The organism is Actinoplanes sp. G11-F43 (assembly GCF_050589265.1).
GTDB lineage: Bacteria > Actinomycetota > Actinomycetes > Mycobacteriales > Micromonosporaceae > Actinoplanes.
In genome coordinates this window covers 54107-77995 of sequence record NZ_JBNZCE010000035.1, presented here as the reverse complement: position 1 = coordinate 77995, position 23889 = coordinate 54107, and the positions used below count along the sequence as shown (strand labels likewise).

The following is a 23889-nucleotide window of genomic DNA, read 5'->3' as shown; positions in this document are numbered from 1 at the left end:
CCTCCGTGCCTGCGGTCTTGAGGGACGAGGGGGGCTTTGCCCTCTTCGACACCACGGGAGCCGTAGATGCACCGGGCACCAGCCCTCCACTTCCTGCTCGTCACCGTCTTCATCGACATGCTCGGGCTCGGCCTGCTCGTGCCGATCCTGCCCGCGCTGCTGACCGAGGTCACCAGCGACCTCACCACCGCCGCGCTCTGGTCCGGGATCCTGGGATCCACCTATGGCGTGCTGCAGTTCGCGCTGTCGCCGCTGATCGGGCGGATCTCCGACCGGTACGGGCGACGGCCCGTCCTGCTCGTCTCGCTGACCTGCCTCGGCGTCGACTGGCTGGCCCACGCCAGTGCCACCGGGCCGTGGACGCTGCTGTTCTTCCACGCGCTGGCGGGATTGTGTGCCGGCACCGGGACCGTGATCAACGCCTATGTCGCGGATGTCGTCGAACCGGCGGAGCGGGCCCGGGCGTACGGGCGGATCGGTGCCGCGTTCGGCCTCGGCTTCGTCGCCGGACCGGTCCTCGGCGGGCTGCTCGGCGCCGTCGACGTGCGACTGCCGTTCCTGGTGGCGGGGCTGCTGTGTTTCGCCAACGCCGCCTACGGCTGGTTCCTGCTGCCCGAATCCCGCCCCGGCGACCGGGTCACCCCGCTGTCACTGCGGATGTCGAATCCGGTCACCGCGATCACCGCGGTACTGCGCCGGCCGGTGCTGGGCAGGCTGACGTGGGCGCGACTGTTCGCCGACGTGGCCCGGATGATCCACCAGTCGTTGTGGACGTTCCTCCTGACCGCGCAGTTCCTGTGGAGCACCGCGCACATCGGCCTGGTGATGGCGGCCGGCGCACTGGCCGGTGCGGCGGTCCAGATGTGGATCACCGGGCCGGTGACGCGACTGCTCGGTGACAAGCGCGCGGCGGTCGCCGGTGGGCTGCTCAGCGCGGTGTCGTTGCTGGGTGTGGGCCTGGCGTCCAGCCCGTGGATGCTTTACACGGCACAGGCGGCCGGGGTGCTCGGCGCGTTCGGCGGGGCGGCCGCACAGTCCTGGATCTCGCGGACGGTCGGCGCCGGCGAGCAGGGCACCGTGCAGGGCGCGCTGACCGGGGTCGGTGCGATGGCCGAGGCGGTGGTCCCGGTCACGGCCGGTGTCACTTTCGGCGTTCTGCTGACGTACGGCAATCCGGGCTTGATCTTCGTGGCCGCCGCCGGTCTGGCGATCGTGGCGGTGGTGCTGCACGCTGTCACACCGGCGGTGGATCCCGCGGAACCACGCCTCCAGCAGCGGTAACACCATCCGCAGGCGGTCGCCGTCGACGTTCGGGTGAGCCGTCCGCCGGGCGGCCGGTGACGCGTCGACGGCGACGGCCGGCCCGGCGTCGGCGAACAGCGGCGAACCCGGACCGTTCGCGCGGGTAGCCGCGACGACGTCTCACGCCAGGATCGCCAGGATCGCCAGGATCGCCGGCGCCGGCCGGATGCCCCGGGCAAGAGGACGCGGCGCTCGTACCCACCTTCGATGATGATGGAGAACAGTCATCCTAGGCCACGCAGTAGTGGCCGCCAGGCGGCCAGATCCGGCACCGGCGGGGGTGCGGGCACGTCCAGGGCGGCGTTGCGGATCAGTGCCAGGGTCATCCGGGAGAGACGGATCTCCTCGGTGGTACGCGCCCGCCAGTCCCGGGGCAGCTCGGCCGCCTCGACACGGCTCATCGGCAGCGCGGCCAGGCACGCCGCGGCAATCTCACCGGCCGGGACGCTTCCCGGGCGGTCGAGAACGAAATCGGACCAGCGCCACGCCCACTCGTCGGCCGGCCACACCGCGCGGGCCCGGTCCAGCACCCACAGCCCGAACGCGGTCCAGGTCTCCCGCCGCGCCGGTTCCATCGTGTGCAGGTACGACATCCGCGCCAGGCAGCCGGCCCACCGGTCGGGCGGCAACCGGTCGAGCCAGCCGTCCCAGGTCTCCCGTTGCCGGAGCGCGGCGGCCCGGATACCCGGCGGCAGCGGCCGGACCGGGCCGGGCAGCGGCGGCCGGGCGGCCACGCTGATCTTCATGATCCGGCCGCTCTCGGTGTCGACGCAGATCTGGCTGTCCGAGGCGAGCACCCGGAAGTACTCCGACCCCGGGACCTGGAGGTGGGCGACGGGCTCGACGCCGTACGGCTCGATCTGGTCCCGCAGCTTCTTCCATCTGGGTGGTTTGCGCATCCGGTGCGCCTGCACCACGAAGCACTCGCACCGCCCGCTGACGAAGTGCGCCTCGAACAGGCCCCAGTCCCGGACCATCGAGCCCCGGCCCAGCCCGCTCTGGGTGAACGACGAGTTCATCGCCAGGTAGTCCGGGTCGTGGTTGGGGGAGAAACCATGCACCCGCCCGGTGGCCATCGCCTCCAGGCACACCTCGATCGCCTCGGCCCGGCTCCAGCGCGGCGGGATGATCACCGGCAGGCCCCCCGGACGGCCGTCGTGCGACAGGGCAGAGTGAGAGGGCGCACTGCGTTCACGCGTGGAGGGTATACAGCGAGTCAAATGAGATCTGCACTGGTCATCGGCGGCACCGGGACGATCGGCGGGGCCGTCGCCCGCCACCTGCTGCGGGACGGCTGGCGGGTGACCGTCACCGGGCGGACACCCCGGCCCGTCCCGGACGGCGTCACCCTGACCCTGGCCGACCACGACAGCCTGCCCACCGGCGAGTTCGACCTGGTCGTCGACGCCGCCTGCTACACCGCGGCGCACGCCCGTCAGGTGCTGCCGTTGATGCGCGCCGCCGGGTCCGCGGTGATGATCTCCAGTAAGGCGGTCTACACCGACGCCGACGGCAACCACGTCAACTCGCCGGAGCCGCCGCGCTTCACCGGGCCGGTCACCGAGGCGCAGCCGACCATGGCGCCGGGGGACATGCCGTACGACTCGCCCCTCGGGTACGGCGCCAACAAGGTCGCCGCCGAGCACCTGCTGCTGGACAGTGCTGCCCCGGTCACCGTGCTGCGGCCGTCGAAGGTGCACGGCATCGGCGCCCGCCCGCCCCGCGAATGGTGGTTCCTGAGTAAGTGTCTGGAGCGTCAGCCGTACATCAAATTGGCTGGTAACGGTCTTGGGGTCGACCACCCCTCGGCCGCCGCCAACATCGCCGCGCTGGTCGCCCGCGTCGCCGACCGGCCCGGCCGGCGGATCCTCAACGCCGCCGACCCGGACGCGCCGAACGGGCTGACCATCTCCCGGGTGGTCGCCGCGCGGGCCGGGCACACCTGGGAGGAGATCCTGCTGCCCGGCGACGACGAGGAGGGCCGACATCCGTGGCACCGGATCCCGCCGATCATCCTCGACACCACCGCCGCGGAGGAACTCGGCTACCAGCCGGCCGGTGACTACGCCGGCACCGTCGCCGAGGAACTCGACTGGATGCTCGGCGAGGTCCGCCGCGACCCGCGATGGAGTCCCGGGTAACTTCTGCCGGTCGTCCTGCATGGTCGACACGCTGCGGGAACGGTTGCATCATCGGCATGTCAACCGTTTCCCGCCGTACCGTCCTGGCCGGCACCGCGGCAGCCGCGGCCGTCGCCACCGCCGGTGTTCCGGCCTCCGCCGGCGGCAAGAAGACCAAGCCCACCATCGTCCTCGTGCACGGCGCCTTCGCCGACGCCGCCGGCTGGAACGGCGTCCTCACCCGCCTGATCCGCGCCGGCCATCCGGTCCTCGCCCCGGCCAACCCGCTGCGCGGCGTCGCCTCCGACTCCGCCTACCTGGCCAGCGTCCTGGCCACCATCACCGGCCCGATCGTGCTGGCCGGCCACTCCTACGGCGGCGTGGTGATTACCAACGCGGCGCTGAACAATCCCAACATCAAAGCGCTGGTGTACGTGGCCGCGTTCGCCCCCGCCGCCGGTGACGACGTCTACCACCTGCAGACACAGTTCGACGGCACCGAACTGACCCTGGACGCCCTCGACTTCCGTGAGCACCCCGGCGGCGTCGACGGCTACGTCAAACGCTCGTACTTCCACCGGGTCTTCGCCGGCGACCTGCCCCGCGCCGACGCCGACCTGCTGTGGGCCACCCAGCGCCCGGGCGACTCCAGCACCCTGCAGACCCCGTCCGGCGAACCGGCCTGGAAGACCATCCCGTCCTACTTCCTGGTCGCCCGCGACGACAAGCTCATCCCCGCCCAGGCCCAGCGGTTCATGGCGGCACGAGCGAAATCCAAGACCACGATCGAGGTACGGGCCTCGCACGTCGCCCACATCTCCCAGCCCCGCGCCGTAGCCGACCTGATCGAAAGGGCCGCCCGATGAGCTTCGTGACCACCACCGACGGCACCCGCATCCACTACAAGGACTGGGGCACCGGCCGTCCCGTCGTCCTCAGCCACGGCTGGCCGCTCAACGCCGACAGCTGGGAGGCCCAACAGCTGTTCCTGGCCTCCCACGGCTACCGGGTGATCGCCCACGACCGCCGCGGCCACGGCCGGTCCACCCAGACGTGGAACGGCAACGAGATGGACACCTACGCCGACGATCTCGCCGCCCTGATCGACCACCTGGACCTGCGGGAGACCACCCTGATCGGGTTCTCCACCGGCGGCGGCGAGATCACCCGCTACATCGGGCGGCACGGGAGCGCCCGAGTCGCGCAGGCGGTCCTGGTGTCCGCGGTGCCCCCGCTGATGCTGCGGGGCCCCGACAACCCCGGCGGCGTACCCGTGGAGGTCTTCGACGGCATCCGGGCCGGATCGCTGGCCGACCGCTCACAGCTCTACCGGGACCTGGCCGACGGCCCGTTCTTCGGCAACAACCGCGACGGCGCCGACGTGTCCGAGGGCATCCGTGCGGCGTTCTGGCTGCAGTCGATGGCGTCCGGCCACCGCAACGCCTACGAGTCGATCGCCGCCTTCTCGGCCACCGATTTCCGCGACGACCTGGCCCGCTTCGACATCCCCACCCTGGTCATCCACGGCGACGACGACCAGGTGGTCCCGTTCGAGGTGGGCGGCAAGGCCTCGGCGGAACTGGTGAAGGACGCCCGGTTGCTGGTCTACCCCGGCGCCCCGCACGGCATCACCGACACCCACAAGGACCAGCTGGGCAACGACCTGCTGTCCTTCCTGAACGAGTACGGCGCCTGACGGCTGCCTCACTCGCGGGAGCTGTCCGCGCGGTCCACCCACGCTGCCAGCTCCCGCATCGCCGCCACGTCGTGAGTCCCGAACGCGTCATCGTGGAATGTCAGCGATCGATCGTCACCCCGGGTGTCGGGGAGATGACCGGTTCGGGTTGGGCGGTGGGGTGGCGGGGCAGGTCGAGGATGGGCTCGTCCTTGTCGGTGCGGAGTGCTTCGGCCAGCTTGTCGCCGTGGATCTTCTTGGGGGCCTGCGGAATGTGCGTCATGTCCTCATCGTCGGCCCGCGCCGGGCTCCATGTCCGCCGAATCGGCTGCGTGCGGCGGTGGGTTTCGGCTCGCCGGGGCGCACGGTGGCCGGATCGTGTGCGGGACCGGGTGTTCCCGGACCACCGCATCCGGCCCGGCGGTCGCCGGGCGGTCCGGTGGTGGCGCCCGCCTCGCGTGGACCGGACAGGGCGGCCCGATCGGCGTGGACCCGATTGGCGTACCCCCATGGGTTTGAGATCGACCGCCGTCCTGGAGTCGGACGCGGACCGGGACCACCGCGATCCGGGATCTCGATAGTGTTGTCCGATGTCGACGGTTATCGTGTTCGAGACGCATTCGTGGAGTGCGGACAACGACCGGGGGATCGCCACCGGCTGGCTGCCCGGGCAGCTGTCCGAGAAAGGCCGGCGGCTGGCGGCCGAGCTGGGGGAGCGGCGGCGGGACGACGGGATCGCCGCGGTGTTCTCGTCGGATCTGCGGCGGGCGGCCGAGACCGCGGAGATCGCCTTCGCCGGGCAGGACGTTCCGGTGCTGCTGGACTGGCGGTTGCGGGAGTGCGACTACGGGACCGGCAACGGGATGCCGGCCACCGAGCTGCACCGGACCCGGGCCGGGCATCTGGACGTGCCGTACCCGGGCGGCGAGAGCTGGCGGCAGGCGGTCGAGCGGGTCGGCGGGTTCCTGGCCGGGGTGCCGTCGCGCTGGGCGGGGCGCCGGATCCTGGTGATCGGGCACGTCTCGACCCGGTGGGCCCTCGATCATCTGGTCGACGGGGTTCCGCTGGAGCAGTTGATGGCCGCCGATTTCGGATGGCGGGAGGGCTGGGAGTACCGGCTGCCCCGACACCCGGCCGCACCGTGACGTCTGCTCAGGACTGGCCGCTCACCGACTTGAGATAGGCGCAGGTCAACGCGGCCTGTGCGGGTTTGGTGTCGGTGAGTGCGAGAAACTCCGGATCGGCGTCGGCGGGCATCACACACGACCGGGCCTCGTCGATCCGCTGCATCGCCGCGGTGATGTCCGGTTCCCGGCCCGGACAGCGGTAGTTGATGTCGACGTAGACCTTGTTCAACGTGCCGTCATCGGTGTTGATCGCGACCCAGTCGGCGAACTGGTCGTCGTCCCACCGGCAGGCCATCCCGGAGATCTCCTCGATCTTGGCGAAGTTGACGTCGGTCAGCTTGTGCCCCGCCTCCCGTTCCAGCGCCGCCCGGTAGTCGCCCGGGTCATACGGCTGCATGGCGACATCGGCGGCGTCCGGCGCCGCCGGATCCCGCGGCATCAGCACCCACCCGACCGCCACCCCGCCGGCCGCCAGCAGGACCAGCGCCCCCGCCGCCGCACGCTCCTGCCAGTCCACCGGCTGAACATGCCGCCCCCGGCTCCGCGCGTGCACCCCCGGAGCATGCCGCCCCCGGTAACGCCCCGCCATGCCCGTCCTTCCGTCCCGCCGCCGAGATCCCCCCTGTTCTCCCCTTCGACCGAAAATCAACGGCATTAAGCGATTCGGTACGCCCTACCTGAACGCCGGCCATGCCCACCCCGCGAGCCAGGCGCCCCGTCCGGGCCGCCCGGCGCCCGCCGGGCTGATGCGTCCCGTCACGGTCCGGGCGGAGGCGGCGGCACGATCACCCGCGACCACTCGGCGATGTAACCGGTCCGCTCGGCCAGCTCCCGGACACCGGCGTCGGTGACGGTGACGGTGTTGTGCTTGCGCCGGACCAGCCCCGCCGAACTCAGCGGGCGCAACTGCCGGTCGAGGGTGGCCACCGGGATCGTCAGGACGCCGGCGAGCACGTCCAGGTGCACCGGGGCTCCGGGAGTCAGCGCGCCGAGCACCCGCAGCCGTGGATCGTCACGGATCCGGTCGAAGATCTCCACGAACCGGCGGGCGTCGTGATAGGGCCGGACGGCGACCTCCGCGTACGACTGGTCCGTGCACATGACCCGCAGCCGGTGCCGCCGGCCCTCCCGGACCGGCAGATTGTCCACGTCCACGATGTGCTGGCTGCCGCGCAGCGTGAGAATCCCGTAGGCGCGCTGGATCAGCGAGATCGACCGCACCCGGCCCAGCGGCACGATCCCGGCGATCGTGCCGTCCCGGTCCCAGGCGTGGAAGGCGGACGGCGACACCCCGAGCATGAGCCGTGCCCCGTCGGGCAGGGCGCCGATCGCCAGACAGTCGCAGGCGCCCTGCTCCCGGGGCCGGTGCCGGACCGTGTCGACCCGCACCGGCAGCACCGCGAGACACCCGTCGCGGGGTGTCGGCTCCCACGGCGCGGCCCGCAGGTAGTGCTCCCGCATCCGGCGTTCGATCAGCCAGCCGATCAGGGCCAGCATGCCGAACAGCACCAGGCCCAGCGCCACGAAGACGGCCGCCACTCCCAGAACGCCCATCCCGCCAGGATATCGACAGACGTCACATCGACCGAGGGCTTCCGTGGCCGACGTTAAACCGTGTGCCGCGTTGTGGCTCGAATCGAGCCACAACGCGGCACACGGCCTAGTCGCCCTTCACGTTGACCAGCTGGCGGAGGGTGTGGCGGATCTCGACCAGCGAGGCGGCGTCGTCCATCACGACGTCGATCGGCTTGTAGGCCTGCGGGATCTCGTCGAGGAAGGCGTCGGTGTCGCGGTATTCGATGCCTTTCATGGCCGTACGCAATTGGTCGCGGGTAAAGGTCTTCCGGGCCTTCGTCCGTGAATAGGCCCGGCCGGCGCCGTGCGGGGACGAGTTCAGCGACTCGGCGTTGCCTCTGCCCACCACCACGTAGGAGGCGTCACCCATCGAACCGGGGATCAGGCCCGGCACACCGCGGGCCGCGTTGATCGCGCCCTTGCGGGACAGCCACACCTCTTCGCCGTAGTGCGTCTCCCGCTCGGTGTAGTTGTGGTGGCACTGGACACGTTCGCGCTGCTCGACCGGGCCGCCGACGAACTCGGCGAAACACTCGATCACCCGGTCCATCATCTCGTCCCGGTTGAGCAGGGCGAAGTTCTGCGCCCAGCGCAGCTCGCGCAGGTAGGCGTCGAACTCCGGGGTGCCCTCGGTCAGGTAGGCGAGGTCCCGGTCGGGCAGGACGACACCCTGGGCCGTCATCAGCTCCTGGGCGACCCGGATGTGATGGCTGGCGATCTTGTTGCCGATGCCGCGCGAACCCGAATGCAGGAACAGCCACACCGCGCCGTTCTCGTCGTGGCACACCTCGATGAAGTGGTTGCCACTGCCCAGCGAGCCGAGCTGCATGGTCCAGTTCCTGGCGTACGCCGCGGGGTCGAAGTCGGCGGTCTCGGTCAGGTGGGCGATCCGGGGCTTGGCGGTCTCGGTGAGCCGGCCGTTGTAGGCGCCGGCGGAGGTCGGGACGGCCGCTTCGATGGCCGTACGCAATCCGCTCCGGTCGGGTTTGAGATCGTCGCGGTGATACTGGGTGCGCACCGCGGCCATCCCGCAGCCGATGTCGACCCCCACGGCGGCCGGGATGATCGCCCCACGGGTGGGGATGACCGAGCCGACGGTGGCGCCCTTGCCCAGGTGGGCGTCCGGCATCAGGGCGATGTGCGGATGGATGAACGGCAGCGTCGACGCCTTCGACGCCTGCGCGAGCGTTTCGGGTTCGAGGATGCTGGCCCAGTTGAGCAGCTTGTCGTTGATCCTGTTCACCTGGCGCCCCCGATGTCCAGCGGCCCCGGACGGAGCCGCTGGACGGCGATGCTACGACACGGTGCGGGTCCACTGCTGGTTGTTTCCGGTGCCGCAGGTGTACTGGGTGATGTCGGCGCCGTCGGCGGTGTTCGACGAGACCACATCCAGGCACTTGCCGCTGTGCCGGGCCTTCAGCTGGTGGTAACCGCCGGTCGCCACCCACTGCCATTGCTGGTTGGTGCCGGTGCCGCAGGTGTACTGGACGATGTTGGCGTTGTCCGCGGTGGACCCGGACGCCACGTCCAGGCATTTGCCGCTGTGCTGGGCGACGATCTGGAAGTAGCCGCCGCCGGCGTCGCGGAACTCCCACTTCTGGTTGCCGCCGCCGTTCCAGCTGTACTGCTTGACCTCGGCGCTGTTGGCCTGCGAGCTGCTCACCACGTCGGCCACCTTGCCGCTGTTGCGGTTGGTCAGCCGGTAGTACGTGGCCGGATTGCCGGTGATCGTGCCGGCCGCCGCGTCGACGGTGATCGTCGGGTACCACGTCAGCGACATCGACGTGTTCGACGGGAAGCTGATCGGCAGCCACACGTACCGCGAGTCGTTGACCGGCCCCGACCAGGCCCCCGCCCAGCGGTCACCCATGTAGAGGTAGCTGGTGCCGGACGTGCCCTGGACCGGCAGGACGTAGGCGGGCTGTGAGCCGTACGACGTGGAGTCGCCGACGTTGGTCCAGCCCGACCACGGGCCGCTGATGCTGGTGGCGGTGGCGTACTTGGACTGGTTCGGGTTCCAGCCGGACGTCCCCGAGGTGAGCAGGAAGTAGACGCCGTTGCGCTGGAACATCGCCGGCGCCTCCCGGGTCGCGTTGTCCCAGAAGTTCCCGACCACCGTCGACACGTTGAGGAAGTCCGCGGTCAGCCGGTAGATCATCAGATCCCGGTTCTCGTCGGCCGCGGAGATCATGTACCCGGTGCCACCGTCGTTGTAGAGGGTGATGTCCCGGGACATGTAGGAACCGAAAGGCCGGAAGCTGCCGTGGTACGTGTAGGTCCCGTCCACCGAGTCGGCCGACGCGACAGCGGCTCGCGCTTCGCCGTAATCGGTGGCGTTCTCCTTGTGCATCCACATCACGTACTTGCCGGTCGCCGCGTTGTAGATCACCTTGGGCCGTTCGATCTTGGCGCTGCCCAGCTCGGCGGCCGACGACGAGGTGAGCACGTTGTTGCGGAACTCCCAGGTGCGCAGGTCGGTGGAGCGGTAGACGGAGACCGCGCGGAACGTGTCGTCGGCGTTGCGGTTCTCGCCGAACCAGTACCAGTACGACCCGACCTTCAGTACGCCGCCGCCGTGGGCGTGCAGCCCGGCCCCGGACGTGTCGGTGAACTGGACCCCGTTGGTGATGGTGACCGGTGCCGCCTGCGCGGGCGCGGGGAACGCCAGCAGCAGGAGGAACACCGCGACGGCGGAGAGAAGCCTCATCCGGACTCCCGATCGATGCGTAAGAATGTGTATTAACGTCTTCGTAAACGGTCGGAAACGGTGGGGCCATGGTGCGGTCGCGGTCGGTCGGAAACGCAACCAATCGAACAGCGATGTTCCAGGTCCAGCGGCACGAGCGGCTGCTCTCCGAACTGCGCCGCAGCGGCGCCGTCCGGGTCAGCGACCTCGCCCGCGACCTGGGCGTCAGCGAACTCACCATCCGCCGCGACATCGCCGCCCTCGCCGCCCGCAACCTCGTCCACCGGGTGCACGGCGGCGCCACCCTGCCCACCCCGGCCCGGTCACTGCCCGCCCGGCGCACCGCGTTCACCGTCGGCATGGTGGTGCCGTCCCTCGACTTCTACTGGCCGCCGATCGTCGCCGGAGCCCGCGCCGCCGGAGCCGCCCTCGGCGTCAACGTGCAGTTGCGCGGCTCCAGCTACGACCCCGAAGAGGACCGGCGCCAGATCGGCCGGCTCGTCGACGCCGGACAGGTCCAAGGCCTGCTGCTGGCGCCCAGCCTGGACGGCGACGACGCCGACCGGATGATCGACTGGATCACCCGGCTGCCGGTCCCGACCATCCTCGTCGAACGCCAGCCACGCCGGTGGACGAGCACCCCACGACCCATCGAGTGGGTACGCAGCGATCACGAACTGGGCATGGAGATCGCCGTTCATCACCTCTACGAACAAGGACACCGGCGGATCGGGCTGCGGCTCTCCGACGGCAGCCCCACCTCCGCGCACCTGCTACGCGGATGGCGCCGGGCCTGCGCGGACCTCGGCATCACCGCCGACGCCGGGGACGGGCTGACCGCTCTCATCGTGCACAGCGATCCCGAAGCCATCGCCGTCGCGCAGACCTGCGCCGACCGGGGCATCCGGATCCCCGACGACCTGGCCATCGTCTCCTACGACGACGAGGTCGCGCACCTGGCCGAACTCACCGCGATCCGGCCACCCAAGAACCACGTCGGGCGGCTGGCCGTCGAGATGATCGTGTCCCGGCTGCTCGACGGGGACCGGCGGCCCGCGCAAGGGGTGCTGGTCGCGCCGGAACTCGTGGTCCGGCAGTCGTCACTGTCCCGCCGGGTCCGGGTGTGACAGGGGCATGCCACCCGTGAAGATCTCGGTGCCGTCCGGCGCCCAGGCCCGGAAACTGCCGCTGCAGTCCCAGATCACCAGCCGGCCCGGCTCGTAGATCAGTCCGGCCCCGGCGGCGCTTGCCGTCCACTGTGCGCGGGCCGGCGCGGGAGCCTCACCGCACCACGGTTCCCAGAAGGTGTTCAGCGGTTCACCGGTGGCGTTGTGAAACCGGAACTCGTGTATCTCCGTTCCGTCGCGCCGGGTGCTGTTCCAGAGATCGGTGACCGTCGCCGGGTCCGGAGCGGAGACGGTGACGGTGCCGCCCGGTGGCGTCCGGAACGTGATCTCCGACGGCCCGCAGATCAGGTCGGCGGTGCCGGTCCACGTCCACTCGACGACCAGGTCCTGACCCGGTGCCATCGAGTGGGCCGCGACTCTCAGAGGGGTGTCGTGGCCGTTCCGCAGCACGATCTTCATCGGATCACGGTAGTGGATACGGTCTTCCGGCTCTGGCCCATGCGGCATGCGACCGTCGTGCGTCGCCGATCCTGCCGGTGCCGGGCGGCTGAGCTGCACCGGGCCGGAATCGCACCCGCGGCCTGCCGTCGCCCGGCCCTCTCAGCGGCAGGCCCGCGGGGCCGGTGGAGGAGCCCCATGACACACACCGACGACACCCCCGTCGGCGCCACGGCCGACTACGGATTCGGCTCCCGTCCCGGCAGGCTCCCGGCCGTCCGTGCCGCCGGAGCAGGACCGCTCTGATCAGCGCCGTCTGCGCGTTGATGAGGGCTCCGTGTTGACGCCGTCTCGGTGCTCGGGCTGGTCGGGGCCGGGAGGGTCAGCGTGGGGCGGCTGCTGAGTCGCGGATGCGCAGGGAAGGGCTGATCACTGTGCGGTGGGTGGGGCGGCCCGGGTCGGACAGGCGGTCGGCTGCCAGGCGGACCGCTGCGCGGCCTATCGAGCGGCGGGGCGGGCGGACCGCTGTCAGCGCGGGACTGAACAAGCCGGCCACCTCGTCGTCGTAGGCGATCACCGACAGGTCACCGGGGATGGACAGGTGGCGTTCCTCGCAACGCTGGACCAGCGCTATCGCCTCCGCGTCGGCATGCACCAGCAAGGCCGTCGTGCCCGTTTCCAGGCAGAGGTCGAGGGTCTTGTCGAGCGCTGCCCGGCAATCGGGGGACTTGGCGTCGGGGACCAGCATGTCGACCGTGTCGGTCAGGTCCAGGCCGCACTCCGTCACACCCTCCAGCCAGCCCCGGTGCACATGCGGGCGGGTCGGGCTCGGGGTCGCCAGGACGACGCCCACCTTGCGGTGGCCCAAGCCCGCCAAGTGGCGGACGGCCATCGCGGCGCCCTGGGCGTGATCGGACACCACCGACTCCAGGTGGGCGTGGTGCGGGCCGGCCGTCGCCGTGCGTTCCAGCAACACCACCGGGAGGCCCAGGCCGGCCAGCCATTCGATGTTCTGCTGGGCGGTTCGGACATCCATCCGGGGGGCCACGATCAGCGCGTCCACACCCTGATCGACCAAGCGGTTGAGTTGGGGGCGGTCGTCCTCGGTGTCGTACGACGAACCGCGCAACACGATCCGCAAGTCCAGGTCGCGGGCGGCCTCCTCGGCGCCCCGGGCCACATGCGGCCAGTAGTAGTCCAGCGACGGCACCAGCATCCCGACCGTGCCGGCGAACGGGCCGTCCACGTCCGGAACACGCCGGTCGCCGGCGGCAGGCAGGGCCACACCACCGTGCACCCGCCGGACCAGGCCCTCGGACGCCAGCTGGGCGATGTCCCGGCGGATCGTCACAGTGGAGGCGCCGAGCGCGTCGGTCAGGTCGGAGACCCGCAGCACACCGTCGCGCCGCAACTGCTCCAGCAGCCGGGCCCGCCGGGCCACCTGAAGCGGTCCCCGCTTGTCTGAAGTGCTCACCGACGCTCCTTAACGATCAGTTCGAATGTACCGGCGGGGCCCAGCGAGGAGACGTCGATGTCCAGCCGGGTCAGCCGGGGCCCCCACACGTCGGACAGCATCGGGTCGTCGAGCTCCCGAACGACGGTGGTGAAGGGAAGACCAGCCGGCCAGGACAGGACCAATCCGCCGACTGATACCTCGATAACCGATAAATCGGATTCGGGGAGGGAGCGCGTCGACTGATCCGTGGGCGTTGCGGGCCGGATGGGAGCAACCGCGAGTGTCGCGTCTGGGGAGGGCGGGATGTCGGGTGTTGCCGGCGACGTGGGAGCGGCGGCGGATGTCGCGGGTGGGGCCTCGGGCGCTGGGGATGGGGAAGGGACCACCGTGGGCACCGCCGGGGTCACCAAGTGGATCACGGTGGGGGCTGTGGCGCCTGGGGCCATGTTCCAGGTGTCGCGGATGGTCACGGTGCCGGTCGAGCGGTCCAGGCGAGCGGTCCGGATCCAGCTGTGGATGTCGTCACGCGGGTAGGCGGCGGCTATGTCGAGCGTCAGGGACGTGTCGTCGGACGCCACCAGGCCGGCCGCGAAAGGGCGGCCGGGGGACTGGGGGGTGCCCCGGATGGTGGGGGTGTTGTGCCACGACGACTGCATGGTCCAGATGTCGTAGCGGTGCGGGCCGAACGTCTGCGCCGTATAGGTGGGGCGCCCGGGATCCACCAGCACCGGGGCCCCGTCCAGCGCCACGATGAAGCTGCCCACGTCGTTGTGGTTGTGGTTCTCGTCGTTGTGACCGCCTTTGGCCACCAGCGTGAGGCCGGATGCGTCCCCGGCGGAGCGGCGCGTCACCAGCACCTGCGTCGACGGGAACCACACCGTTCGGGGTAGCGGGGACGGGCCGGGCACCGCCGTGATCCAGTCCGGGTCGGTGAGGGCGCCCAGTACGTACCCCAATCCCTGGGTCTCGTGGGTCGCCGGGAGCCCGGGGCGGCGCTGTGCGGCGGCGTGCGCGGCCGCCTCGCCGGCGCCGGCCGACCGGGCCAGGCGGTGCAGGACATGCCAGGGCTGCTGGTACGACGGACGGGCCGGGCCGTCGGCATGATTCAGATACCACGGACCACCCAGGTGCACCCGGTGCGGGAAGGCCAGCAGTTCGGCGTCCAGCGGCTGCCCGAGCAGTTCCATCGCCTCCAGGTAGCGGAGGGCGCCGTACCACCAGTAGTGGTATCCCTCGTCGATCGCCCCGTCGGCGGGAACCGCGTCGCCGTAGCGGGAGAGCCCGGATCCGACCAGGTCGATCAGGGGTGCGGGGTCGTCGGCGAGGACGCGGGCGGCGATCAGGATGTTGCTGTGGATCCACGGGTTCCAGTTGTGGACCCGGCCGGTCAGGCCCAGCCAGTGCCAGTCGCGGCGCTCGGTGAACGGGACGAAGACGCGGCGGTCCACCTCGTAGCGGATCCGGTCGCGCAGGCCGGGGTAGCGCTCGTCCAGCACGGCGCCCAGCACGTGCACGGTCCAGGCCAGATCGGCGGCCACCTCGCCGGCGCCCAGGTCGACGGTCGGGTCGGTCACCGTGGGCAGCACCGCGCCGTGCCGCTGGAACGTCTCGTCGTGGGCCGGCCAGCACCAGGTGCTCTGCTCGCAGAACAGGATCACCCCGTCGGCGACCTCGTCCAGCCACATCGGATCCAGTGTGGCGGCGGCCAGCACGACGGCCCGGGTGAGACGCTCGTGCCGCGCCCAGATCGCCTGCTCGTAGGTGTCCCGGTCGCCGTCGCGGAAGTAGCGGCCGAAGTCGCTGGCCCGGGGGGTGGGCCACGGGGTGCCGAGGTCGGCGCGGGCGCGCTCCTCCAGCGCCCGGAGGGTCGGCTGGTCGACGCTCTCCCAGGCCCGGCGGTCGCCGGCGGTGGGCACGCGCATGTCTCCCCCTGTGATCGATTGCGATCGTATCAGATCACTTTAACCACCCTGTGACATCGAATCCGGGTCCCGATGCCCTTGTGGGCAGTTCGCAGATCCTCCGAAAGTCCATTTCAACGACGTTACGCGAGCACTTTTGGCGCTCTCTGAGCGAAGTGGTCATTGACATGCTCGATTGTGAGCGTTTAACGTCCCGGAAACCGATCACGGTGCCCGTCCGATCGCATGCGGAGCGTGATGTGAAACCCGTGAACCATGCCCTCGTCACCCGGGCCGACTGGACCGGATACGCCGACCGCCTGCTCGCCGCCGCCCTCCGGCACGCCTCACCGGGCCATGCGCAGATCCTGCTGCCCGGCGCCGAGGGCGGTTACGGGCGCGCCGTCGACGGCCTGGAGGGCTTCGCCCGGACGTTCCTGACGGCCGGCTTCCGCCTGGCCGGCGAGCGCGGCCAGGGACAGGACGAGCTGCTGGAACGCTATGCGGCTGGGCTCGCGGCGGGCACCGATCCGGGTTCGCCCGAGAGGTGGGTACGCCTCACCGAGCACGCCCAGGCCAAAGTGGAGGCGGCCTCGATCGCGCTGATCCTGGACCTGACCCGGCCGTGGCTGTGGGATCGCCTCGACGCCGGTGTCCAGGAGCGGATCGTCGACTATCTGGCTCCGGCGGTCGGCGACGACACGTACCCGCGGATCAACTGGGTCTGGTTCCGGCTGGTCGTGCAGACCTTCCTGAAGTCGGTCGGCGGGCCGCACTCGGACGCCGAGATGGCCGAGGACCTGGCCACCCACGACACGTTCCGCCGTGCGGACGGCTGGCTGGCCGACGGCTCGTCCCGGGCCTACGACCACTACGCGGGCTGGGCGCTGCACCTCTACCCGGTGCTGTGGTCGCGGATGGCCGGCGCCCCGGGGCTGCGGGACCGGGACCGGGCCGGGCTGGACCGGTTCCTGTTCGACGCGCTCGCACTGGTCGGCGGGGACGGCTCGCCGCTGATCCAGGGCCGGAGCCTGATCTACCGGTTCGCGGCGGCGGCCCCGTTCTGGGCCGGTGTCCTGGCCGAGGTGCCCTCGCACTCACCCGGACGGCTCCGGCACGCCGCAGCCAGTGTGGTCGGGCACTTCCGGGACGACGGTGACCTGCTGACCGTCGGCTGGCACGGGGAGTGGCCGCGGCTGGCGCAGTCCTACTCCGGGCCCGGTTCGCCGTACTGGGCCAGTAAGGGGCTGCTCGGCATCGCGCTGCCGGCGGACCATCCGGTGTGGAGCGCCCCGGCCGAGCCGCTGCCGGTGGAGCAGGGCGACGTGCTGCGGGCGGTGGCCGCCCCGGGCTGGCTGATCTCCGGCACCCGGGCCGACGGGATCGTCCGGGTGATCAACCACGGGACCGACCACGGTCACCAGGGCGTTCCGGGTGCGGATTCACCGTTGTACGCGCGGATCGGCTACTCGACGGCCACCTTCCCGGTGCTGGACGACAGTGGCTGGACCGACCCGCTCGACCAGTCGGTGGTCCTCGTCGACGCGGCCGGGCGACGATCGCACCGCACGGGGATGCGCTCGATGGGCGTACCCCATGAGGGTTGTGCCGGGTCGATCGCCGAGGCGCACTGGCTGGAACCCGGTCCGCCGGACCGCAACCACGGCGAAGGCCTTGCCGGAAAGCTCCATCGGGCCGGGACGATAACCACGATTTCGCTGGTACGGGGTCCGTGGGAGCTCCGCCTCGTCCGGATCGGACGACCGTCCCCGGATGCCGTCCGGCTCCGCATCGGCGGCTGGCCCACCTCGCGTGCCGAGCTGCGGCTCGATTCGGGCCGGAAGCCGGCACGCAGCAGGGTGGTGCCGATCCTGGGGGACGGGACCGGCGGGGTCACCGAGTTCGTGGACGCGTCGCCCCTTGGCGGGACCGTCCACGTGCCGTGGGCCGACTTCCCGGTGACCGGGGACTGGGTCGCGGCACTCGTCGAACTCTCCGGCCACCCCGACGACGGGGAGAGCCGTCCCGTCGACCGGGAGTGCCGTGTCGAGACGCACCAAGGGCAGGTCCGGGTGGTCTGGCCGGACGCCGTGGAAACACAAACCCGCATCGAGATAGAGGAGTAAGGATGAAGCGCTCCCTCGCCGCTGTCACGGCGCTCCTGTTGGCACTGACCGGTTGCAGCGGCGGTGACCCGGAGGAGTCCGGGCCGATCACGCTGAGCCTGGCCGGCTGGAGTCTGGCCACCACGCCGGAGTTCCAGAAACTGGCCGACGGCTTCAAGACCGCGCACCCGGACATCGCCGTGGAGGTCAAGGAGTACGACGCCAACAACTACGACACCCAGATGATCGCGGACCTGGCCGCCGGCAAGGCCCCGGACATCTACGTGCAGAAGAACCTGAAGAACTTCTACACGTACCAGAACGGCAAGCAGTTGCTCGACGTCTCCGACGTGGCCGGCAAGCTCGGCTCCGGAGTGGGCGGACTCAGCGGTTACCAGGTCGACGGCAAGACGTGGGCGATCCCCTACCGGGCCGACTCCTGGGTGCTGTACTACAACAAGGCGCTGTTCGACAAGGCCGGGGTGAAGCACCCGGACGGGTCGTGGACCTGGGCCGAGTACGCCACCACCGCCAAGGAGCTGACCACCAAGCTGAAGGCGGCCGGGGACAAGGCGCTCGGCGCGTACCAGCACACCTGGCAGTCCACCGCGCAGGGCTTCGCACTGGCCCAGACCGCGGGCGCCAGCCTGGACACCGGCGACTTCGCCTTCCTCAAGCCCTACTACGAGACGGCTCTCGACCTGCAGACCGCGGGTGCCCAGGTGAGCTTCGGTGACGCCACCACCAACAGCCTCACCTACCAGGCCCAGTTCGGGAAGCAGTCCACCGCGATGATGCTGATGGGCAGCTGGTACATCGCCACCCTGCTCAGCCAGCAGGCGGCCGGCGAGGCGGACACCTTCGACTGGGGCATCGCGCCGGCCCCGCAGCTGACCAAGGACACCACCGGCACGTCGGCCACCCCGCTCACCTTCGGCGACCCGACCGGGCTCGGCGTCAACCCGAAGATCAGCGAGCGGAAGATCCAGGCCGCGAAGGACTTCCTGGCGTACGCCGCCGGGCCGGAGGCCGCGAAAGCCCTGGCCGGCATCGGGGTCACCCCGGCCGACACGGCCACCGCAGCGGACACCATCTTCGGGCTCAAGGGGGTGCCCACCGACGAGCTGTCCAAGTTCGCCTTCACCACGCACGACACCAAGCCGGAGAACCCGGTCTCGCAGTACACCGCCCCGCTGCAGAACATCCTCAAGGACATGCACACCGCGGTGCTGTCCGGCAGCACGCCGGTCGACGCGGCCATCACCCAGGCGCAGGACCGGGCCAAGAACGAGGTCCTCAAGTAAGTGACGTCCCGCGGGCCCCGGTCACGGGGCCCGCGGTCCTACCCCTGGAGCTCGTTGATGACCGCAACAGTCGCCGAGACCCGCCGCCGGCGCGGCCGGGTGGTCGCGCGCAACACCGCGCTGGGCTGGTCGTTCCTGCTGCCCAACTTCGCCGGGTTCACCGTTCTCACGCTGGTGCCGGTGGGCCTGCTGTTCTACTACGCGTTCACCGAATGGAACGTGTTCGGCGGGGCGACCTGGACCGGACTCGACAACTTCCGCCAGCTGGTGGGCGACAGCAGTTTCTGGACCGCCCTGTGGAACACCGTCTACTACGCGGCCTTCCACATCCCGCTCACCCTCGTGCTGTCGCTCGGGCTGGCGATCCTGCTCAACCGGAAGCTGCGCGGGGTGGCGTTCTTCCGCACCGTCGCGTTCTTCCCGTACATCACCTCGATCGTGGCCATCGCGCAGATCTGGAACATGCTGCTCAGCCCGGGATTCGGGCCGGTCAACGAGGTGCTGCGGTGGATCGGGGTGGACCACCCGCCGGGCTGGACCACCTCGGCCGACTGGTCCATGCCGGCCGTCATCATGGTCAGCACCTGGCGGGACATGGGTTACTACATGCTGCTGTTCCTGGCCGGGCTGCAGACCATCCCGCGCCAGCTGCACGAGGCCGCGATGGTCGACGGGGCGAGCGCCTGGCAGCGGCTGCGGGCGGTCACCCTGCCGGGGCTGCGGCCCACCATGTTCTTCGTCACCGTGCTGCTCACCATCAACAGTTTCAAGGTCTTCGACATCATCCTGGTGATGACCGACGGCGGGCCCGGCCAGTCCACGCTGGTGCTGTCGCAGTACATCTTCCAGAAGGGCTTCGAGGAGAACCAGTTCGGTTACGCGTCGGCGGTCTCCATCGTGCTGTTCGCCCTCTGCTTCGTGGTGACGGTCGTCCAGTTCCTCGTCAACAAGCGGAGCGAACGATGAGCAAGCGGATCCTTCGCGCGATGGTCCACCTGGCGCTCGGCGTCGCCGGGGTGCTGATCCTGCTGCCGTTCTACTGGATGGTGATGTCGTCACTGAAGACCAACAACGACGTCTTCACCATCCCGGTACGGTGGATCACCACCGATCCGGTGTGGAGCAACTACGCCGACATCTGGACCAAGTCCGAGATGACGACGTGGCTCGGCAACACCGTCTTCCTGTCCGCCCTCGTCACCTTCCTGCAGCTGCTCACCGGCAGTTTCGCGGCGTACGGCTTCGCCAAGATCCAGTTCCCGGGCCGGGACGTGCTGTTCCTCGCCTACATCGGCACCCTGGCCGTGCCGTGGGCGTCGTACATGGTCCCGCAGTTCGTGATGATGACGAAACTCCAGCTCACCGACACGCTCTGGGCGATGGTGGCGTTGCAGGCGTTCGGCGCGCTCGGCGTGTTCATGATGAAACAGTTCTACGAGAGCATCCCGGACGAACTGCTGGACGCGGCCCGGATCGACGGGATGAGCGAATACGGCATCTACCGCAAGATCGTGCTGCCGCTGTCCACCCCGGCGCTGGCCAGCCTCGCCCTGATCACCCTGGTCAACACCTGGAACGACTACCTCGGGCCACTGCTCTACCTGCGCAGCCCGGACCTGTGGACGATCCAGATCGGGCTCAAGTCGTTCATCAACCAGTACAACGCCGAGCACGCGCTGATCATGACCGGATCGGTGCTGTCCATCCTGCCGGTGGTGGCGATCTTCCTGGCCGGGCAGCGCTACTTCGTCGAGGGCATCGCGACCACCGGGCTCAAAGGATGAGGCACTGGCGGATCTTCCAGGGCGTGTACGCCGCCCTGATGACCAACCTGCTGCTCGCGGTGGCCTGCGCCCCACTGCTGCTGATCGTGCTCACCACCGATCCCGGGCGTACCTGGCCGCTGCTCGTGCTGTTCGCGCCCCTCGGCGGGCCGGCGCTGGTGGGGGCGTTCGCGGTGCTCCGGGCGTACGAAAGCGGGGTGGTGAAGGTCTTCGGGAACGCCTGGCGCGCCTCGGCGCGACCCGCCCTGGCCACCGCCGGGATCGCCACCGTCGCGCTGCTCGTCCTCGGCGTGGACGCGGCCTGGGCCTGGGAGAAGCCGATCGGCGCGGTGGTGCTGCCGATCATCGTGGTGGCGATGACCCTGATCGTGATCACCACGCTGCTGGTGCTGGTGGTGATCGCCGAACGGCCCGGCACCCGGCTGCGCGACGCCGCCCGGGCCGGCGTCTACCTGGGCGTGCGCCGCTGGTATCTGAGCCTGTTCTCGCTGCTGGTGCTGGCGCTGTTCCAGGCGCTGCTGGCGGCCCGCCCGGCTCTCGCGATCGGGATCGCGGCCAGCCCGCTGATCTACATCGTCTGGGCGAACAGCCGATTCACGCTCAACCCCTTTATCGGAAGGACACCATGACGGCGATCGCCGACCAGACCGGAACCGCGGTGAGCGCCGCACTGAGCACCGTCGACGCCAACATCGCCGAGTTCGGCGACCGCTATCCGGCCGACACCACGACGAACGACCGTTACCCACCGCGCCCGGCCAACCGCGGATGGACCACCAGCTTCTGGCCGGGGATGCTCTGGCTCGCGCACGATCTGAGCGGCGATGAGACCTACCGGAAGGCCGCCACCTCCCATGTACGGTCGTTCGTCGATCGGATGGACGGCGGTGTCGATCTGGACACCCACGACCTGGGCTTCCTCTACACCCTGTCGTGTGTGACCGCGTGGCGCCGCAACCGGGACCCGGAAGCCAAACGGGCCGCCCTGGCCGCCGCCGACCACCTGCTCACCCGGGTGCTGCCGTCCGCCGGGATCATCCAGGCCTGGGGCGACCTCGCCGACCCGCGGCAGCAGGGGCGCACCATCGTGGACAGCCTGATGAACACGCCGTTGCTGTTCTGGGCCAGCCGGGCCACCGGGGATCCGCGGTACGCGGCGGCCGCCCGCCGGCACACCACCCAGCTGCGCGATCACCTCATCCGCGAGGACGACACCACCTACCACACGTTCTACTGGGATCCGGCCACCGGCGCCCCGCTGCGCGGCGAGACCGAACAGGGCAGTGCGGACGAGTCGTGCTGGGCCCGGGGACAGGCCTGGGGGATCTACGGGTTCACCCTCAATCACCAGTACACCGGGGATCCGACCCTGCTGGCCGCCGCGATCCGGTGCGCCGACTACTTCCTCGCCCGTCTGCCCGCCGACGGGGTGGCGTACTGGGATCTGATCTTCACCGAGGGGTCCACCGAGGAACGGGACAGCTCGGCGGCCGCGATCGCCGTCAACGGGCTGCTGGAACTCGCGGCGGTGGTGCCGCCGGCCCTCGGCGAACGGTACCGGGCGGCCGCCGGGACGATCCTGGCTTCATTGATCGACGGATATTCGACGGTGCGGCGGCCGGACTCCAACGCGCTGTTGCTGCACGGTGTCTATGACAAACCCAAGAACGTCGGGGTGAACGAGGGGAATCTGTGGGGAGACTACTTCTACCTGGAAGCCCTCACCCGCGTCACTCTGCCCGGCTGGAAGCACCCCTGGTAAGGAGCGATTCTGATGGAGTACCGGTTCCACACGAACATCCCGGCGGCGCCGGGGTTGAACACGTTGCCGTTCAATCCGTGCTCGATACTGGATTTTCAACTGCTGACGCTCGCGGCGGGGGAGACGTGGGCGGGCAATTCCGGGGATCGGGAGATCCTTGCGGTCATCCTGGGCGGGACTGCCGACTTCACCATCGGGGACGCGCAGTTCGCCGCGGTCGGTGGGCGGGCCAGTGTCTTCGACGGCAAGCCGCATTCCGTGTATGTCCCGATCAACTCGGACATCTCGATCCGGGCGGTGTCGGATGTGGAGATCGCGCTGCCCAGCGCGCCCAGCGATCTCGAGGTCGATCCCTACGTGATCGCTCCTGATCAGGTCGCCGAGGGGCGGTGGGGGGCGGCGAACTTCGGCCGGAACTTCCATCAGATCCTGACCGAGATCGCTCAGCCGGATCTGCCGGCTCGGCGGTTGATCGTGGGGGAGACGTTCACGCCGTCCGGGAACTGGAGCACCTATCCGCCGCATCGGCACAAGACGGACAATCTTCCTGCTGAGGCGGCGCATGAGGAGATGTACTACTTCCGGGTCGCGCCGAAGGGTGGCTTCGGGATCTGCCGCCTCTACACGGATGAAGGGTATGAGGAGAACTTCACCGTCCGGGACCACGGGATGCACATGATGCCCGAGGGGTATCACACGGTGGTCAGCGCGCCCGGGTACACCACGTACTACCTGTGGTTCCTGGCCGGCACCCAGCGCACTCAGGGGGCCCACGAGGACACCGAGCTCAAGTGGGTCGGGCAGACCGTGCCCACGCTGCGCGGCCTGGGACTCTGATGGTCAGTTTCCGCCTCGACGGCCGCGTCGCCCTGGTCACCGGCGGCAACCGGGGACTGGGGAAGGCGTGCGCGGAGGCCCTGGCCGGGGCCGGGGCCTCGGTGATCGCGGTCGGCAGCAAGGAGCTGGATCTGGCCACCGCTGATCTGGACGCCTATGTGGACCATCTGGATCGGCTGGACATCCTGGTCAACAATGCCGGGATCATCCGTCGTGCCGATGCCGTCGACGTGACCGACGGCGACTGGGACGACGTGCTGACCGTCAACCTCGACGCGGCGTTCCGGCTCAGCCGGGCGGCCGGCCGGCGGATGCTGGCCCAGGGCTCCGGGAAGATCATCAACATCGCGTCGATGCTGTCCTTCCAGGGTGGGGTGCGGGTGCCCGCCTACACCGCGAGCAAGCACGCCGTCCTCGGGCTGACCAGAGCTCTCGCCAACGAGTGGGCCGGGCGGGGCGTGAACGTCAACGCGATCGCCCCCGGGTACATGGCCACCGACAACACCGCCGCCCTGCGCGACGATCCGGACCGCAGCGCGGCGATCCTGGACCGGATCCCGGCCGGGCGCTGGGGCGAGCCGGACGACCTGAAAGGCGCGGTGATCTTCCTGGCCTCGGACGCCGCCCGCTACGTCCACGGCGCGGTCCTCCCGGTCGACGGCGGCTGGCTGGCCCGCTGACGGCATCGTG

General features: G+C 70.1%; 23 protein-coding genes. 14 read left to right on the top strand and 9 right to left on the bottom strand.

Annotation, left to right across the window (positions count from 1 at the left end; translation table 11 throughout):
* The first annotated feature begins 66 nt into the window (after nucleotides 1-66).
* A complete protein-coding gene (locus ACQ0O7_RS34875) occupies nucleotides 67-1281 on the top strand; it encodes an MFS transporter (protein WP_430788717.1) in 1215 nt (404 codons plus the stop codon).
* Nucleotides 1282-1526: 245 nt separating this feature from the next.
* Here the strand turns inward: ACQ0O7_RS34875 and ACQ0O7_RS34870 are convergent, their stop codons facing one another.
* Nucleotides 1527-2435, bottom strand: coding sequence for a hypothetical protein (locus ACQ0O7_RS34870; RefSeq protein WP_430788715.1), 909 nt, complete (start codon nucleotides 2433-2435; stop codon nucleotides 1527-1529).
* An 87-nt stretch (nucleotides 2436-2522) separates the two neighbouring features.
* Between ACQ0O7_RS34870 and ACQ0O7_RS34865 the strand changes: the two genes are divergently transcribed.
* Genes ACQ0O7_RS34865 through ACQ0O7_RS34855 form a run of 3 tightly spaced genes read left to right on the top strand, consistent with a single transcriptional unit; the run spans nucleotide 2523 to nucleotide 5118 of the window.
* Nucleotides 2523-3443: an NAD-dependent epimerase/dehydratase family protein gene (locus ACQ0O7_RS34865; RefSeq protein WP_430788713.1), complete on the top strand. Its 921-nt coding sequence runs from the start codon at nucleotides 2523-2525 to the stop codon at nucleotides 3441-3443.
* A gap of 56 nt (nucleotides 3444-3499) precedes the next feature.
* On the top strand, nucleotides 3500-4288 hold the full coding sequence (locus tag ACQ0O7_RS34860; protein ID WP_430788711.1) for an alpha/beta fold hydrolase: 789 nt from the start codon (nucleotides 3500-3502) through the stop codon (nucleotides 4286-4288).
* Nucleotides 4195-5118, top strand: coding sequence for an alpha/beta fold hydrolase (locus tag ACQ0O7_RS34855; protein WP_430788767.1), 924 nt, complete (start codon nucleotides 4195-4197; stop codon nucleotides 5116-5118). Before ACQ0O7_RS34860 ends, ACQ0O7_RS34855 begins: the two co-directional genes overlap by 94 nt.
* Before the next feature lie 100 nt (nucleotides 5119-5218).
* On the opposite strand, the gene ACQ0O7_RS34850 is transcribed toward ACQ0O7_RS34855, so the two are convergent.
* Nucleotides 5219-5380, bottom strand: coding sequence for a hypothetical protein (locus ACQ0O7_RS34850; protein ID WP_430788709.1), 162 nt, complete (start codon nucleotides 5378-5380; stop codon nucleotides 5219-5221).
* 307 nt (nucleotides 5381-5687) lie between these two features.
* Here ACQ0O7_RS34850 and ACQ0O7_RS34845 point away from each other — a divergent pair, with 307 nt between their 5' ends.
* The gene (locus ACQ0O7_RS34845) at nucleotides 5688-6242 is read left to right on the top strand and encodes a histidine phosphatase family protein (protein ID WP_430788707.1); all 555 of its coding nucleotides are present in this window, start codon (nucleotides 5688-5690) and stop codon (nucleotides 6240-6242) included.
* Nucleotides 6243-6249: 7 nt separating this feature from the next.
* On the opposite strand, the gene ACQ0O7_RS34840 is transcribed toward ACQ0O7_RS34845, so the two are convergent.
* The 4 genes from ACQ0O7_RS34840 to ACQ0O7_RS34825 form a co-directional block, all read right to left on the bottom strand.
* On the bottom strand, nucleotides 6250-6741 hold the full coding sequence (locus ACQ0O7_RS34840) for a hypothetical protein (protein WP_430788705.1): 492 nt from the start codon (nucleotides 6739-6741) through the stop codon (nucleotides 6250-6252).
* Between the two features lie 239 nt (nucleotides 6742-6980).
* Nucleotides 6981-7778 (bottom strand): winged helix-turn-helix domain-containing protein, encoded by a 798-nt coding sequence (locus tag ACQ0O7_RS34835; protein ID WP_430788703.1) that lies wholly within the window; start codon nucleotides 7776-7778, stop codon nucleotides 6981-6983.
* Between the two features lie 106 nt (nucleotides 7779-7884).
* Nucleotides 7885-9042: an RtcB family protein gene (locus tag ACQ0O7_RS34830; RefSeq protein WP_430788701.1), complete on the bottom strand. Its 1158-nt coding sequence runs from the start codon at nucleotides 9040-9042 to the stop codon at nucleotides 7885-7887.
* 51 nt (nucleotides 9043-9093) lie between these two features.
* The gene (locus ACQ0O7_RS34825; protein ID WP_430788699.1) at nucleotides 9094-10506 is read right to left on the bottom strand and encodes an RICIN domain-containing protein; all 1413 of its coding nucleotides are present in this window, start codon (nucleotides 10504-10506) and stop codon (nucleotides 9094-9096) included.
* A 113-nt stretch (nucleotides 10507-10619) separates the two neighbouring features.
* On the opposite strand from ACQ0O7_RS34825, the gene ACQ0O7_RS34820 reads away from it, so the two are divergent.
* Nucleotides 10620-11612 (top strand): substrate-binding domain-containing protein, encoded by a 993-nt coding sequence (locus tag ACQ0O7_RS34820; protein WP_430788697.1) that lies wholly within the window; start codon nucleotides 10620-10622, stop codon nucleotides 11610-11612.
* On the opposite strand, the gene ACQ0O7_RS34815 is transcribed toward ACQ0O7_RS34820, so the two are convergent.
* The 3 genes from ACQ0O7_RS34815 to ACQ0O7_RS34805 all read right to left on the bottom strand — a co-directional run bounded on the left by ACQ0O7_RS34815 (nucleotide 11586) and on the right by ACQ0O7_RS34805 (nucleotide 15428).
* Nucleotides 11586-12071 carry a hypothetical protein gene (locus ACQ0O7_RS34815; protein ID WP_430788695.1) on the bottom strand — a complete coding sequence of 162 codons (486 nt, stop codon included), beginning with the start codon at nucleotides 12069-12071 and terminating at the stop codon, nucleotides 11586-11588. The genes ACQ0O7_RS34820 and ACQ0O7_RS34815 overlap by 27 nt on opposite strands.
* 361 nt (nucleotides 12072-12432) lie before the next feature.
* Complete coding sequence (locus tag ACQ0O7_RS34810) at nucleotides 12433-13524, bottom strand: substrate-binding domain-containing protein (protein ID WP_430788693.1); 1092 nt, start codon at nucleotides 13522-13524, stop codon at nucleotides 12433-12435.
* Entirely contained in the window at nucleotides 13521-15428 is a 1908-nt protein-coding gene (locus ACQ0O7_RS34805; protein WP_430788691.1) for a heparinase II/III domain-containing protein, read from the bottom strand. Before ACQ0O7_RS34805 ends, ACQ0O7_RS34810 begins: the two co-directional genes overlap by 4 nt.
* A 248-nt stretch (nucleotides 15429-15676) precedes the next feature.
* Here ACQ0O7_RS34805 and ACQ0O7_RS34800 point away from each other — a divergent pair, with 248 nt between their 5' ends.
* From ACQ0O7_RS34800 to ACQ0O7_RS34765, 8 genes are read left to right on the top strand one after another with little or no spacing between them, the layout of a single operon-like run.
* Nucleotides 15677-17533, top strand: coding sequence for a DUF2264 domain-containing protein (locus ACQ0O7_RS34800; RefSeq protein ID WP_430788689.1), 1857 nt, complete (start codon nucleotides 15677-15679; stop codon nucleotides 17531-17533).
* A gap of 2 nt (nucleotides 17534-17535) precedes the next feature.
* Nucleotides 17536-18816 (top strand): extracellular solute-binding protein, encoded by a 1281-nt coding sequence (locus ACQ0O7_RS34795; RefSeq protein ID WP_430788687.1) that lies wholly within the window; start codon nucleotides 17536-17538, stop codon nucleotides 18814-18816.
* 57 nt (nucleotides 18817-18873) lie between these two features.
* Nucleotides 18874-19782 (top strand): carbohydrate ABC transporter permease, encoded by a 909-nt coding sequence (locus tag ACQ0O7_RS34790; protein ID WP_430788685.1) that lies wholly within the window; start codon nucleotides 18874-18876, stop codon nucleotides 19780-19782.
* Complete coding sequence (locus ACQ0O7_RS34785; protein WP_430788683.1) at nucleotides 19779-20600, top strand: carbohydrate ABC transporter permease; 822 nt, start codon at nucleotides 19779-19781, stop codon at nucleotides 20598-20600. The genes ACQ0O7_RS34790 and ACQ0O7_RS34785 overlap by 4 nt, the downstream gene beginning before the upstream one ends.
* Nucleotides 20597-21229 carry a hypothetical protein gene (locus ACQ0O7_RS34780; protein ID WP_430788681.1) on the top strand — a complete coding sequence of 211 codons (633 nt, stop codon included), beginning with the start codon at nucleotides 20597-20599 and terminating at the stop codon, nucleotides 21227-21229. The genes ACQ0O7_RS34785 and ACQ0O7_RS34780 overlap by 4 nt, the downstream gene beginning before the upstream one ends.
* Nucleotides 21226-22362, top strand: a complete 1137-nt coding sequence (locus ACQ0O7_RS34775) for a glycoside hydrolase family 88 protein (protein WP_430788679.1) — start codon at nucleotides 21226-21228, stop codon at nucleotides 22360-22362. The genes ACQ0O7_RS34780 and ACQ0O7_RS34775 overlap by 4 nt, the downstream gene beginning before the upstream one ends.
* A 12-nt stretch (nucleotides 22363-22374) precedes the next feature.
* Nucleotides 22375-23199, top strand: a complete 825-nt coding sequence (gene iolB, locus ACQ0O7_RS34770; protein ID WP_430788677.1) for a 5-deoxy-glucuronate isomerase — start codon at nucleotides 22375-22377, stop codon at nucleotides 23197-23199.
* Entirely contained in the window at nucleotides 23199-23879 is a 681-nt protein-coding gene (locus ACQ0O7_RS34765) for an SDR family oxidoreductase (protein WP_430788675.1), read from the top strand. Before iolB ends, ACQ0O7_RS34765 begins: the two co-directional genes overlap by 1 nt.
* The last annotated feature ends 10 nt before the right edge of the window (nucleotides 23880-23889 follow it).

What these genes read in the sequence shown, in the direction of transcription:
- ACQ0O7_RS34875 (WP_430788717.1), top strand. Translation starts at nt 67, where the DNA reads ATGCACCGGGCACCAGCCCTCCACTTCCTGCTCGTCACCGTCTTCATC.
- ACQ0O7_RS34865 (WP_430788713.1), top strand. Translation starts at nt 2,523, where the DNA reads ATGAGATCTGCACTGGTCATCGGCGGCACCGGGACGATCGGCGGGGCC.
- ACQ0O7_RS34860 (WP_430788711.1), top strand. Translation starts at nt 3,500, where the DNA reads ATGTCAACCGTTTCCCGCCGTACCGTCCTGGCCGGCACCGCGGCAGCC.
- ACQ0O7_RS34765 (WP_430788675.1), top strand. Translation starts at nt 23,199, where the DNA reads ATGGTCAGTTTCCGCCTCGACGGCCGCGTCGCCCTGGTCACCGGCGGC.
- ACQ0O7_RS34780 (WP_430788681.1), top strand. Translation starts at nt 20,597, where the DNA reads ATGAGGCACTGGCGGATCTTCCAGGGCGTGTACGCCGCCCTGATGACC.
- ACQ0O7_RS34825 (WP_430788699.1), bottom strand. Translation starts at nt 10,506, where the DNA reads ATGAGGCTTCTCTCCGCCGTCGCGGTGTTCCTCCTGCTGCTGGCGTTC.
- ACQ0O7_RS34805 (WP_430788691.1), bottom strand. Translation starts at nt 15,428, where the DNA reads ATGCGCGTGCCCACCGCCGGCGACCGCCGGGCCTGGGAGAGCGTCGAC.
- ACQ0O7_RS34845 (WP_430788707.1), top strand. Translation starts at nt 5,688, where the DNA reads ATGTCGACGGTTATCGTGTTCGAGACGCATTCGTGGAGTGCGGACAAC.
- ACQ0O7_RS34790 (WP_430788685.1), top strand. Translation starts at nt 18,874, where the DNA reads ATGACCGCAACAGTCGCCGAGACCCGCCGCCGGCGCGGCCGGGTGGTC.
- iolB (WP_430788677.1), top strand. Translation starts at nt 22,375, where the DNA reads ATGGAGTACCGGTTCCACACGAACATCCCGGCGGCGCCGGGGTTGAAC.
- ACQ0O7_RS34775 (WP_430788679.1), top strand. Translation starts at nt 21,226, where the DNA reads ATGACGGCGATCGCCGACCAGACCGGAACCGCGGTGAGCGCCGCACTG.
- ACQ0O7_RS34795 (WP_430788687.1), top strand. Translation starts at nt 17,536, where the DNA reads ATGAAGCGCTCCCTCGCCGCTGTCACGGCGCTCCTGTTGGCACTGACC.
- ACQ0O7_RS34785 (WP_430788683.1), top strand. Translation starts at nt 19,779, where the DNA reads ATGAGCAAGCGGATCCTTCGCGCGATGGTCCACCTGGCGCTCGGCGTC.
- ACQ0O7_RS34850 (WP_430788709.1), bottom strand. Translation starts at nt 5,380, where the DNA reads ATGACGCACATTCCGCAGGCCCCCAAGAAGATCCACGGCGACAAGCTG.
- ACQ0O7_RS34820 (WP_430788697.1), top strand. Translation starts at nt 10,620, where the DNA reads ATGTTCCAGGTCCAGCGGCACGAGCGGCTGCTCTCCGAACTGCGCCGC.
- ACQ0O7_RS34835 (WP_430788703.1), bottom strand. Translation starts at nt 7,778, where the DNA reads ATGGGCGTTCTGGGAGTGGCGGCCGTCTTCGTGGCGCTGGGCCTGGTG.
- ACQ0O7_RS34815 (WP_430788695.1), bottom strand. Translation starts at nt 12,071, where the DNA reads ATGAAGATCGTGCTGCGGAACGGCCACGACACCCCTCTGAGAGTCGCG.